This window comes from Cognataquiflexum aquatile, assembly GCF_003316845.1.
Classification (GTDB): domain Bacteria; phylum Bacteroidota; class Bacteroidia; order Cytophagales; family Cyclobacteriaceae; genus Cognataquiflexum; species Cognataquiflexum aquatile.
Genome location: NZ_QMIK01000005.1, coordinates 1 through 12,659 on the forward strand (window position 1 = coordinate 1; position 12,659 = coordinate 12,659).

The window sequence follows — 12,659 nt, forward strand, 5'->3', positions numbered from 1 at the left end:
TACTCCTCAACTTGCCGCCCGACTTGCATGTATTAGGCCTGCCGCTAGCGTTCATCCTGAGCCAGGATCAAACTCTCCATTGTATAGTTTTTTTTTCAGCATCACTGCTGATTCGTTTCCTAGCCCTGTCAATCTTCTGCCTTCAGGGTATCCCCTTCAGGCCTTTTTAATGTCGTTTCTCCAGTATTTCAATGAACTTTTACCGCCTCATCCGGCAGTATCGCAGGACTCTCGACCCATCTCTTTCTCCCGTTCCTTACAAACAGGAGTGCAAAGGTATGAATAAAATTTAAAATCGGTGAAGAAAATAAAATTATTTTTTTGACCTTCTAAATTCAACAATTGTTCCCCCGTTTGGGAGTGCAAAGGTGTAAATCATTTCATTAAACACAAAGTTGTATTTTAAAATAATTGATAAATAGGACAAATGTCACTGATGGTCAGCAACAAAAATTTAAAAAAAATCCTGCCCCGATTTTAACCGAGGCAGGATATGAATCAAAACCTGATATTTCCTTAAAGTGCCTTCAAAGTGATATTTCTCCAATACACTTTGATCCCCCCGCCGTCATGGATCTGCAATAAAATCCCACCTTCACCCTTACCAATTTTCTCGTCTGTATAATCGACCATTTGGACACCATTAACATAAGATGTGACTCTATCACCATTTACAACGATCTTCATCTTGTTCCAATCGCCATATTTCAAGGCTTTGTCTTTTTCAGGGTCCGGCTTGATCAACCAACCTCTGCCATAACTTTCATAAATCCCGCCTGTATCGTTTCCCGGAGGGGCAACTTCTACCTGCCAACCTGATACTTTGGTACCGTCAACCGTAGATCGTATAAAAACCCCGCTGTTGCCATCCGCTTCTTGCTTAAACTCAAGGTTGATTTCAAAGTTTTTGTAATGCTTTTCTGTTCCCAAATAGCCATAACCTTTGTCAGGACCACTCTCAGATACAATCAATCCATTTTCCACATACCATTTTTCGGTACCGTAGACTATCCAACCCGTCAAATCCTTGCCGTTGAACAACTTCTCTTTTTTCTGACCAAATGACACTTGAGCCAACAAAAGGAATGAGCATACAATCAATAACTTCTTCATAGTGTTCTTATTTTAATGTTCTTGAACCAAACCTCGCTCCCGTGGTCCTGAAGGGCAATCAATCCGGATTTTGAAATCGCGTAATCGGGAAAAGCATCCCACTTACCACTGTTCCGCTTTGTTTTCCAATCCTCAGAGTAAGGCACGAATTCCACTGTCTTCCTTCCGTTCAAATAGTATTCCGCCTTTTCATTGGTGAAAATAATTTTCGAAACATTCCATTCGCCGGCAGGCTTAACTACTCCCTCGAAATCAGGGACGTACATCGCATAGTCAGCAGCCAATGATTGCCAATCTTCCAAAGGCTGTGGGAATCCAAGCTGATCTATCACCTGGTATTCAGGTCCTGTGTAATAAGGTGCCGCATATTTTGGATCCTCCACTACATGATAAAAAACACCACTGTTTCCACCCGTTGCTATTTTCCATGTGAATTCCATTTCAAATTGCTCAAATGGCATAGGGGCGAATACAATATCCCCGCCTACATCTCCTCCCTCATGTCCAAGACCTTTGAGCGCACCATCTTCCACAGTCCAATTTGCAGGCAAAGAATCACCATTAAAGGCCCTCCATCCATCGGTATTAACTCCATCAAACAACAACATCCATCCTGCTGATTTTTCATCTTCAGATAGAGAATTGTCAGGAAGGATTACTTCGGCCACTTCCTCTGTTACTTCTTCGGCAGGCTTTGGGCTACAGGCCCAAGCCAGGGAAATCAAAGCTATCCAAGCTATTCTTGTGTATTTCATGATTAAATCAATTTCATATTTACGGGATCCCATTTCATAAACTTATCTTGAAAGTAACTGTCGTTGCAGAGCAAGGCAGGTGCCGCAGCCCTGAATCCAAAAATCGGATCCTCTGCTACTGTGCCGTTTGTTCTTATGGCATTGAACCAATTTCCAAAATGGTCATAGTGTGCGCCTTTCCAGCTTCTTTCTGCAGCGTATACTGTCTCACGGGGAGGAAGGATTTTGGCTCTGCTTTCTTCGGTAGCTCCTCTCAATTTCGCCTGTTCTCTCAAAAACGGATCATCACTTTCAGCATTTTGATTGAGTTTGACGACTACTTCTTCCCACTTCACATCCATGGAACCTTTGGTACCCACTATTCTTAAGTAAGTGGTACCACTTGTTCCATCCACAAAATTACACCTTAAAGAAAGGTTGAATCCCGGATGCTCCGGAGTCTGGGGATAATCAAACATACCCAACAACACATCGGGAACTTCCCTTCCATCTTTCCAATACCTCAAGCCACCCATGGATGATACCTTGGTCGGACCTTTAGAATTGGTAATAAAATGCAAACTTGAAAAGAGGTGGACAAATAAATCGCCTGACATGCCTGTGCCATAATCAAGGTAATTTCTCCATCTGAAGAATCTCAAAGGATCCCAATCTCTAGCTGTGGTATTGGAGATGTATTTTTTCCAATCAACAGTCTGTTCATTTCCATCCTTTGGAACATTGTATTGCCATGCGCCCTCAGGAGAATGTCTCGCCCAAAATCCTTCTGCATAAACAATATCGCCAATGGCCCCGGCGGCAAGAAGTTCTTTGGCCTTTTCATTTCCCAATGAAGAAACCCCTTGGCTGCCCACTACCATGACTTTCCCTGATTTTTTCCACGCATTGACAACGTCCATTCCTTCTTTGACAGAATGGACCATCGGCTTCTCGCAATAGACATGCTTTCCTGCATTCATGGCATCGATACTGATCTGCTTGTGCCAATGGTCAGGAGTCGCAATGATAACTGCATCAATATCTTTTCTTTTGAGGACTTCCTGATAATCTTGGGTAACAAACAGATTGGCTCCCCACTTCTGCTTGGCCGACTCAAGTCTGCCTTTGTACAAATCACAAACAGCCACCAACTTGACATTGGTATGTCTCAGGGCAGAATTGGTATCTTCTGTACCCATGATTCCTGCACCGATCAAAGCCAAATTGATAGGAGTGTCATTGGCAGAACCAAGGGCTATGTCTCTTTCGAGGAAATTTTTATCTGGAATTTCTTCCGAAAATGCCAACGGGCTTATTGCTGCTGCAGCGCCTGTTGCTCCAAGTTTCTTTAAGAAATGTCTTCTGTTTTGCTTCATCGTCTTGGGTTAGTTATTTTTGTAATTACGGATCGAAAAGTTACTTAAATTTTTTATATAAGTATTTTTCAATGCTCTATATTTTTATAAACGGAATCTGTCCAAGATAAGCACACTTTCGCTCAAAGACCTTCAAAATATTTTCCGGCAAAGAGTAATCGGCTTCCATACCAAGAAAACATTTCTCCATCCACCATATTGATTATAGTTTTGGGTAATTTTTCTTGAAAAAATAAAATGTGTTTTTCTTTGAATGGAAACGGTTCTGAACTGAGCAAAAGGAATTCCGGATTCAATTTTACAATTTCTTCCAAATCAACCTCAGGGTACCGAGATTGGTTGATAAGATTTTTGAAACCTGCTTTTTCCAACATGGAATCTATAAAAGTATTTGAACCGACTGCAATCAAAGGGTCTTTCCAAATCAGGTAAACGGCAGAACCTTTGAGTTTGAATTCTTTTTCCAAACCATCTTTGATCTGAGATACGATTTGGACGGCTTGGATTGAAGTATCAGTCAACTCCCCTATGCTCAGAATCATCCTGTAAGCATCTTCCAGTGTGTAAATGTCACTCATCCAAACCGGAAACTTCTCAGCAAGTTTTTCAATCCCTTCCTGATAGTTTTCCTCCTTATTTCCAATAACCAGGTCAGGTTGAAGCGATTCGATTTTATCAAAATGGAAATTTTTTGTTCCCCCAATAACCGTTTTTTCTTTTTTCAATCCTTTGGGATGGACACAAAATTTTGTAACACCTACAATCCTATCCCTCAAACCCAAATCCACCAAAAGCTCAGTCTGCGATGGAACCAAAGAGACAATCCTTTTTGGTGGATTAGGAAGGGAAATGGTGCGATTGAGTTGGTCTAAAAATATCATAGTCAACAGACCACGGACCACAGTCCACGGTGGCTACTACCAACCGTGGACTGTGGTCTATGGACTTATTTAATATACCTAAAATCAAACTCCGGATCTAATTCAGCCAAGAATTGATACATTAAAAGAATGACATTTTCGATATCTTCTTTGCTAGCTGTCTCCACGGTGGTGTGCATGTATTTCAAAGGAAGGGAAATCAAGGCAGAGGGAACGCCTTCATTGGAATAAGCAAAAGCATCTGTATCTGTTCCGGTACTTCTCGAAGCCGCTGCCCGTTGGAACGGAATGCTGTTTTTCTTGGCAGATTCGATGACCAAATCCAATAACTTTTTGTGGACTGCTGCACCATAAGTCAAGACAGGTCCTTTTCCTGCTACCTGCTCGCCACTTGTTATCTTGGAATACATTGGTGCAGTGGTATCGTGGCACACATCGGTGATGATCGCTACATTCGGCTTGATGCGGGCAGCAATCATTTCTGCGCCTCGGAGACCGATTTCTTCCTGCACTGCATTTACTATATATAAGCCGAAAGGAAGCTTGAGACCTGCCTCTTGGATTTTCCTCGCTACCTGCGCGATCATATATCCCCCAATCCTGTTGTCCAAGGCCCTTCCTGAATAGAATTTTCCGTTCAATTCCTGTAGTTCATCTTTGAAAGTAATCACGCAACCGACATGGATGCCCAATGCCTCCACTTCTTCTTTGTTTCTTGCCCCGACATCGATAAAAATATTATCCAAAGTCGGCCCTTCTTCTTTACCTTCTTTCCTGACATGGATCGCCGGCCAACCAAAAACTCCGGGAATAACAGCTTTGTCCGTGTGGATATTTACTCTCATGGATGGAGCAATCATGTGGTCCGAACCGCCGTTTCTACGGACATAGATATAGCCGTCCCCATTGATATAATTGACAAACCAACTGATCTCGTCGGCATGGGCTTCGATGACAACCTTGTATTCCGCTTCGGGATTGATCACCCCGACGACTGTTCCATAGCTGTCAGTAAAGTAGCTGTCCACATAAGGTTTGATATAATCCAACCAAATCTGTTGACCCGAAGCCTCAAATCCCGTGGGAGAGGCGTTGTTGAGGTATTTGTAGAGGAAGTTTTTTTCGTTTTCTAACGGCATTTTTTTTCTTAGGGAGTTATTGGTTGATGGTTATTAGTTATTGGGTTATTGGGTTATTGGGTTATTGGGCTATTTAGGAATCTTGACCTGTTTTTGCTTTTTTCAAGTAGGCGATATAACCATTGATCAATTTAAGACACGAACCATATAAGTGACGGAAATTATTTAAATCTTCATCTGAAATATAGCCTTCATCTAAAGCAATTATCATATGGTCAAGTGTTTCGGTAAGGGAACCCCTGGCCACTCTGCAAAATTGAATATTCTCTTGGAAATGAAATCTTCCAAATCCCTCTGCAATATTATTTGAAATTGATCGTGAAGATCTTTTTGATTGCATAAATAGACCGTATTTCTCTTCCTTGGGAAGTTTTTGAATTATTTTCATTACAAAAATTCTAATTTCCCTAGCCTTTTTCCAGACCTCCAGTTGTTCAAAAGATTCCATTTATTTTTTTGGTTAATGGTATTTGGATTAATAATTCAAAAATTCAAACTAATATAACTAAGTTTTAATTTAAGAAAAAATAACCCAATAACTTATTAACCATTATCTATGGACTAAAGCGGTATATTCCCATGCTTCTTCCTTGGCAATTTATCCACTTTGTTTTCGAGCATTTTGAAACCCCGGATCAGTTTTTCTCTTGTTTCGGAAGGGATGATCACCTCATCGATAAAACCTCTGTGGGCAGCACGGTATGGATTGGCGAATTTGGAAGTATAGTCATCAATTTTTTCCTGCAGTTTGGCAGCCGGATCTTCTGCTTCAGCGATTTCTCTTTTGAAAATAATCTCTGCCGCACCTTTGGGACCCATTACGGCGATCTCAGCAGTAGGCCAGGCAAAATTCAGATCAGCACCGATATGTTTGGAATTCATCACATCGTAGGCTCCTCCATAAGCCTTTCGGGTGATGACAGTAATCCTTGGAACTGTCGCCTCCGAGAACGCATAGAGCAACTTGGCCCCATTGGTAATGATTCCGTTCCATTCCTGATCTGTTCCAGGTAAAAATCCCGGCACATCCACCAAGACCAATAGTGGTACATTGAAAGAGTCACAAGTCCTCACAAATCTTGCTGCCTTCATTGATGCATGGTTATCCAAAACCCCGGCAAGTGATTGCGGCTGATTTCCGACAATCCCGATACTTCTTCCGGCTAGTCTTGCAAATCCCACAACAATATTGTCTGCATAGTTTTTATGGACTTCCAAAAACGAACCTTCATCACAGATCCCATCCACTACATCGCGGATATCATACGGATGGTTAGGATTATCGGGAATGATGGTATCCAAAACTTTCCTGGATTCATCTTCTTTCAGGTCATAGGCATAAACAGGAGCGGTATCCTCGCAGTTTTGAGGCATGTAACTGAGCAATTTTTTGATGTTTTGGATACATTCCAATTCATTGGCACAGGCAAAATGAGTCACCCCACTTTTGGTGGAATGCGTACTTGCCCCGCCCAATTCTTCTGCAGTGACATTTTCGGCAGTTACGGTTTTTACGACATTGGGTCCGGTCACAAACATGTAAGAGGTGTTTTCGACCATCAGGATGAAATCTGTGATTGCAGGAGAATACACCGCCCCACCTGCACAGGGTCCCATGATGGCTGATATCTGAGGCACTACGCCCGAGGCCAAAGTATTTCTGTAAAAAATATCTGCATATCCACCCAAAGAGACAACGCCTTCCTGAATCCTTGCTCCTCCTGAGTCATTCAGCCCGATCACAGGCGCACCGTTTTTCATGGCCATGTCCATGATTTTGCAGATTTTCTCTGCATGTGTTTCCGAAAGAGATCCTCCAAAAATGGTAAAGTCCTGTGAATACACGTAGACCAAACGGCCATTGATTTCTCCATATCCTGTCACCACGCCATCGCCTAGGTAATGCTCTTTGTCAAGACCAAAGTCTTTGGCACGGTGCATCACAAATTTGTCAATTTCCTGAAAAGTACCTTCGTCAAGCAAAAAATGTATCCTTTCCCTTGCCGTAAGTTTGCCTTTCTTGTGTTGGGCAGCAATTCTTGCTTCTCCCCCGCCGAGCAAAGCTTCTTCGTTTTTCTTATTCAGTAGTTCAAATTTGTCTTTATTGGAGGGAAGGGTATAAACGCCTTTGATTTTGCTGTCCATGTTTCTAAAGTTATTTGGTTTGGTCAAATATAATGCGGGACAATCTAGTGAGGAAATTTAAATTAAGGAACATCCCGGAAATTCGATTTCGTGGCAATAGAAAAATTCTTAACAATGGAATTAGAATAAACTTTTTATATTCGCGCATTCAAAAATCAAGGTGGTATGATTCCGACCAAAGCTGCAATCATCGACATGGGTACCAATACGTTTCACCTTCTTTTAGTGGAACTTTATGCAGACAGGTTCGAGACAATTTATAAAGAGAAAATTCCTGTCAAGATCGGACAGGGCGGTATAAGCCGCAACACCATCCATCCTGATGCTGAAAAAAGAGCTTTCCATACTTTGCATCATTTCAGAAACCTGATCGATGGAGAAGGAATCACCAGCATTTTTGCCTTTGCCACCAGCGGGGTAAGGAATGCCGACAATGGGAAAGAATTTGTAGCCAAAATCAAAGAGGAATTCCAGATTGATGTTCTTGTCATCGATGGGGAACAGGAAGCCCAAATGATCTATGAAGGCATCAGATTTAGCGGTTCACTCACGGGTGAAACCTGTCTCATGATGGATATCGGTGGGGGTTCTGTTGAATTTATTATTGGTAATTCGCAAGAGGCATTTTGGAGAAAAAGTTTTGAAATCGGGGGGCAAAGGATGCTTGACCTATTTCATTACCATGACCCGATCTTGCCTGAGGAGGTCGAAAACCTTACTTTTTATCTGGAAGAAAAGCTTGTTGAACTCGTTGATGCGATCAAAAGCTTCAATCCGACTTGTTTGGTTGGTTCATCAGGAACTTTCGATACGCTTACAGATATGTACTTTGCTTCCCTTCATGAAACAAAACTGAAGACACAGCAGGTATTTCAATTGCCAAGAGGGGAATTTGAATTGATTGCCCAAAAGCTTTTGACACTCAATAGAGACCAAAGGCTTTTAATCCCCGGCATGATCGAAATGAGGGTGGATATGATCGTCGTGGCTGCTTGCCTGATCGAATATATCTTGAAGTTTGTCCCTGTTTCTACCTTGATTTGTTCCAATTTTGCACTGAAAGAAGGAGCTATAGCGGAATTAATGGGGAAACATTCCCAAGCCAACACCCTTATCAGCAGGTAATCCAATCCTAAATCCGGATCTCAACCATGATATTTTCATACGCTGACTTATTCGACTTTACCAAATCCATACTTTTAAAAATCGGCTGTCCCGAAAAAGATGCATCTCTTGCTGCTGATGTTTTGTTATCAGCAGACCTAAGAGGCGTAGATTCTCATGGCGTGGCAAGGCTTTCCGGTTATGTGAGACTTTGGGAAAAAGGAAGAATCAACGCAACCCCAAATATCAAAATAGTCCATGAAACTATGAGTACAGCTGTTGTTGATGGCGACGGTGGTTTGGGTTTGGTTGTCGCACCTTTTGCGATGCAAGTAGCGATTGACAAAGCCAAAATCGCAGGTACAGGCTGGGTTTCGGTGAAGCATTCCAACCATTACGGCATTGCGGGTTATCATGCTATGATGGCTCTCGACCATGACATGATCGGGATTTCGCTGACGAATGCCAGTCCTTTGGTAAGCCCGACTTTTTCCAAAGAGAGATTGCTGGGAACCAATCCGATTGCCGTGGCTATCCCGGCTAAAACCCAACCTCCTTTTGTCGCAGATATGGCCACCACAACTGCAGCAAATGGAAAATTGGAAATCCTGCAGAGAAAAGAAATGGATGCACCACTCGGTTGGGTACAGGACATAGACGGCAATCAGACGACTGATTCCAATGGCGTCAAAAAGGGAGGCGCTTTGTTGCCTCTCGGAGGAGACCGAGAACATGGTTCGCACAAAGGATATGCATTGGGGGCGATAGTAGATATATTTTCCGCAGTCCTTTCGGGAGCAAATTATGGGCCATGGGTCCCACCTTTCGTGGCATTCCTTGAGCCGGACCCCAATCCTGTCGGTGAGGGTTTGGGCCATTTTTTTGGTGCGATGCGCGTAGATGCTTTCCGACCTGCGGATGACTTCAAATCCCATATGGACAATTGGATCGGTAGATTCCGCCAGGCAAAACCTACCGAAGGAAATGAAAAAGTATTGATCCCGGGAGATCCTGAACGCGAACTTGAAGCCGAAAGAAGGGTCAGTGGAATCCCTTTGCTTAAGCCTGTGGAAGAGGATCTGAGGAGTTTGGGAGAAAGGTTTGGCGTAAAATTATAAACAGAAGTAGTCCCAAAGCTTACTCCATCTTCAATTATTTTTTTAATAAATTCTCAATCCAAGTTCATTTTGGTAAATTGACCTCCATGGAATTTAAATTAGACAGGACAGCATTCAAATCATCGAAGGCAAATGAACAAGTGAACTACGGTGAGGAATACAAGGATAAAAGTCCTTGGGAATTGCTTGAGATTGCATTTTATCTTAATAGCTTGGCATATGGTTTTTCTCTAGATAATCCACCAAAGATGGATAAGACTGCATTTAGTGTAAGGAAAAGATAATATGGAAAACATATTCCCTTCTGATTTCAAAGACTTTATCCGTTGTTTTAATAATCACCAGGTTGACTATATTTTGGTTGGTGGCTTTTCTGTAATCTTACATGGATATCCTAGAAACACGGGTGATATGGATATTTGGGTAAAAAGAAGTTTAGAAAACTTCAAGAAAATCGAACAAGCATTTTCGGATTTTGGGATGCCATTGTTTGATATGACCTCAGAAAACTTTTTACATAATAAAAATTGGGATGTTTTCACTTTTGGAAGATCTCCTGTGGCAATAGATTTGATGGTAGAGGTGAAAGGTCTCAACTTCGAAAAGGCTTTTGAATCCTCCATTGTTTTTTCTGATAAAGACTTTTATGTGCGAACTATCTCAAAAGAGGACCTTATCAAAGCCAAAAAGTCTGTAATGAGACCAAAAGATATGGACGATTTACAGAATTTGTAAAAGCAATTGAAATGGACTGAATTGTTGACCACCCATCAAATCCCATTTGTTTGGTTTTTACCTTTTTGTAAATTGTATTTCTTTCAAACCTTTTATCCATATCCCAAAAAAACCTATGAACACATCCACCTACAACAGAAGACAATTCCTAAAAACCGGCGGTTTTGCCACCTTGGCATTGGCAAGCATGGGCATGATGGGAATGAACCCCATCCAAAATGAAACTCCTCTAAAAGTGGCTTTGATCGGGTCGGGATGGTATGGAAAAAGTGACCTTTTCAGATTGATCCAAGTTGCCAATGTGGAAGTGGTAGCGCTCTGTGATGTGGACAAAAACATGCTGAAGGAAGCAGGCGATCTGGTATCTAAAAGACAGAAATCGGGGAAAATACCAAAGTTGTATACTGACTATAGGGAACTACTTAAAGAAAATAAACTTGACATCACAGTAATTGGCACGCCTGACCATTGGCATGCATTACAGGCCATTGCAGCCATCAAATCAGGTTCGCATGTTTACCTTCAAAAACCGATCTCAGTAGATGTCATCGAAGGGGAAGCAGTGGTCGCTGCTGCAAGGAAATACAATAAAATGGTGCAGGTCGGCACCCAACGAAGAAGTACTCCACATCTTTGGGATGCCAAGAAACAGGTTTTGGATGGTGGCATGTTGGGTAAAATCTCGCATGTGGAGATCTGCTGCTACTACCACATGAGGGCAAATGGAAACCCTCCTGTAGAGCCGGTACCTGCATTTTTGGATTATGAATTGTGGACAGGACCTGCCCCACTCCGACCTTATGATGGTTTGCCACATACAAGATGGTGGCGGACTTTTATGGAATATGGCAATGGAATCCCGGGTGATATGTGTGTTCACATGTTGGATACAGTGCGTTGGCTTTTGGGTCTTGGCTGGCCAAGTAAAATAACTGCAACAGGCGGAATCTACGTCCAAAAAGAGGGGAAATCGAATATTGCAGATACCCAAACAGCTATCTATGAATTTGATGGACTGAATGTCGTATGGCAGCACCGTACCTGGGGCAATCCTGTGGATCCTGAATATCCTTGGGCTTTCAAGATTTTTGGTGAGAACGGGACTTTGGCCGGAAGTACGATGAAGGCTGAATTTATCCCCTTTGGAAAGGGTGAAAAAATTCTTTTCGATGTCCTCTATGAAAAAGAACAATATCCCGAGGACTTAACTGAAAATAGGATTGAGCTCAATGCCGCCCCGGCAACAAGAAGGCAGATGCAAAATCTTTTAAATTCCATGAAAACCGGAGAACTACCGGTAGCCGATGTTCAGGAAGGACACATCTCCACGGCAAGCTGTATTTTGGCAAATATGTCAATGGAACTCGGTAGACCACTTGTCTATGATCCAAAAAAGAGAATCGTCGTGGATGACCCGGAAGCGACCAAAAAACTCAGGAGACCCTATAGAGGACCTTGGGTGCATCCCGAACCTGACAATGTTTAAACATGATCCCCGGAAATTATTCGGGGATTTTTTTTTGAACCATTGTAGCGTTGGCTGTCCCTAATTCGTATTGACAATATGCAAACTAAACCAACTATGAACACTTCAAGTTTAAAAACCAAAATCTATGGAATGTTGAAATTGTTTTCAATTTTCCTTTTCGCAGCATTTCTGACAACAGGCTGTGTTGATAAACTAGATGATACACCCCAACCGCCAGCTGCTTTTGTTGCTATATATCACGGATCTCCTGACAGTCCGGATTTAGACATCTATGCAGAATCAAACAAAATCAACAACCAGCCTCTGATTTTTGGGCAGACATTTCCCTATTCCGGGTTCTTTGTAGGTGAAAGAAGACTTCGATTCAATCCATTCAATGCACAGAATACCCTTTTGGAAAAAAACATAACCTTGGCGCAAGATAAAATTTACACTGTTTTTCTGGTGAACAAAGCGGCAGATTTGGATGCCATCCAGGTTGAGGATATCTGGGAAGAACCGGACGGGTTAAAGACCCAAGTCAGGCTCGTGCATTTGTCTCCTGATGCCGGTGATCTTGAAGTCAGCATTGCAAGCCAGACTCCTTTTGGCGCAGCTACCTCTTACCTTTCAGTTTCTGATTTTCTTGAATTGGAAAAAGGAAAAGTTAAAGTAGTCGTCAAATCAAAAACCACAGGAGAAGTGCTCGTAACAGTCAATGAAATTGAATTGCTTGGAAACAGGGTGTATTCTTTGTTGATTAGGGGATTTGCCAATCCTGCTAACGGAAACAATCCGATCAGCGTCCAGCTACTGACCAACTACATCAAATTCTAGAAATTTGTT

Annotated in this window: 13 protein-coding genes and 1 rRNA gene; 6 read left to right on the top strand and 8 right to left on the bottom strand. The window is 42.2% G+C overall.

All coding sequences use genetic code 11. The annotated features are described in order from the left end of the window. The 8 genes from DQW11_RS15145 to DQW11_RS15180 form a co-directional block, all read right to left on the bottom strand. Nucleotides 1-83, bottom strand: a 16S ribosomal RNA gene (locus tag DQW11_RS15145); the annotation flags it as partial. Between the two features lie 433 nt (nucleotides 84-516). Continuing rightward, entirely contained in the window at nucleotides 517-1,113 is a 597-nt protein-coding gene (locus DQW11_RS15150; protein WP_113924953.1) for a 3-keto-disaccharide hydrolase, read from the bottom strand. Next, a complete protein-coding gene (locus DQW11_RS15155) occupies nucleotides 1,110-1,868 on the bottom strand; it encodes a 3-keto-disaccharide hydrolase (protein ID WP_113925278.1) in 759 nt (252 codons plus the stop codon). Before DQW11_RS15155 ends, DQW11_RS15150 begins: the two co-directional genes overlap by 4 nt. Nucleotides 1,869-1,870: 2 nt before the next feature. After that, nucleotides 1,871-3,223, bottom strand: coding sequence for a Gfo/Idh/MocA family oxidoreductase (locus DQW11_RS15160; RefSeq protein WP_113924954.1), 1,353 nt, complete (start codon nucleotides 3,221-3,223; stop codon nucleotides 1,871-1,873). Nucleotides 3,224-3,345: 122 nt separating this feature from the next. Then, a complete protein-coding gene (locus tag DQW11_RS15165) occupies nucleotides 3,346-4,104 on the bottom strand; it encodes an ABC transporter substrate-binding protein (RefSeq protein ID WP_113924955.1) in 759 nt (252 codons plus the stop codon). A 65-nt stretch (nucleotides 4,105-4,169) separates the two neighbouring features. Next, the gene (locus tag DQW11_RS15170; RefSeq protein WP_113924956.1) at nucleotides 4,170-5,243 is read right to left on the bottom strand and encodes a M42 family metallopeptidase; all 1,074 of its coding nucleotides are present in this window, start codon (nucleotides 5,241-5,243) and stop codon (nucleotides 4,170-4,172) included. A gap of 73 nt (nucleotides 5,244-5,316) precedes the next feature. After that, complete coding sequence (locus DQW11_RS15175) at nucleotides 5,317-5,691, bottom strand: four helix bundle protein (protein ID WP_113924957.1); 375 nt, start codon at nucleotides 5,689-5,691, stop codon at nucleotides 5,317-5,319. 113 nt (nucleotides 5,692-5,804) lie between these two features. Then, complete coding sequence (locus DQW11_RS15180) at nucleotides 5,805-7,388, bottom strand: acyl-CoA carboxylase subunit beta (RefSeq protein WP_113924958.1); 1,584 nt, start codon at nucleotides 7,386-7,388, stop codon at nucleotides 5,805-5,807. A gap of 165 nt (nucleotides 7,389-7,553) precedes the next feature. On the opposite strand from DQW11_RS15180, the gene DQW11_RS15185 reads away from it, so the two are divergent. The 6 genes from DQW11_RS15185 to DQW11_RS15210 all read left to right on the top strand — a co-directional run bounded on the left by DQW11_RS15185 (nucleotide 7,554) and on the right by DQW11_RS15210 (nucleotide 12,650). Then, a complete protein-coding gene (locus DQW11_RS15185; RefSeq protein ID WP_113924959.1) occupies nucleotides 7,554-8,513 on the top strand; it encodes a Ppx/GppA phosphatase family protein in 960 nt (319 codons plus the stop codon). A 26-nt stretch (nucleotides 8,514-8,539) separates the two neighbouring features. Further along, complete coding sequence (locus DQW11_RS15190; RefSeq protein ID WP_113924960.1) at nucleotides 8,540-9,610, top strand: Ldh family oxidoreductase; 1,071 nt, start codon at nucleotides 8,540-8,542, stop codon at nucleotides 9,608-9,610. A gap of 86 nt (nucleotides 9,611-9,696) precedes the next feature. Beyond that, entirely contained in the window at nucleotides 9,697-9,894 is a 198-nt protein-coding gene (locus DQW11_RS15195) for a hypothetical protein (RefSeq protein WP_113924961.1), read from the top strand. Between the two features lies 1 nt (nucleotide 9,895). Continuing rightward, a complete protein-coding gene (locus DQW11_RS15200; RefSeq protein WP_113924962.1) occupies nucleotides 9,896-10,345 on the top strand; it encodes a DUF6036 family nucleotidyltransferase in 450 nt (149 codons plus the stop codon). A 115-nt stretch (nucleotides 10,346-10,460) separates the two neighbouring features. Beyond that, a complete protein-coding gene (locus DQW11_RS15205) occupies nucleotides 10,461-11,831 on the top strand; it encodes a Gfo/Idh/MocA family protein (protein WP_113925279.1) in 1,371 nt (456 codons plus the stop codon). Between the two features lie 96 nt (nucleotides 11,832-11,927). Next, nucleotides 11,928-12,650 carry a DUF4397 domain-containing protein gene (locus tag DQW11_RS15210; RefSeq protein ID WP_157966126.1) on the top strand — a complete coding sequence of 241 codons (723 nt, stop codon included), beginning with the start codon at nucleotides 11,928-11,930 and terminating at the stop codon, nucleotides 12,648-12,650. Nucleotides 12,651-12,659: the final 9 nt, after the last annotated feature.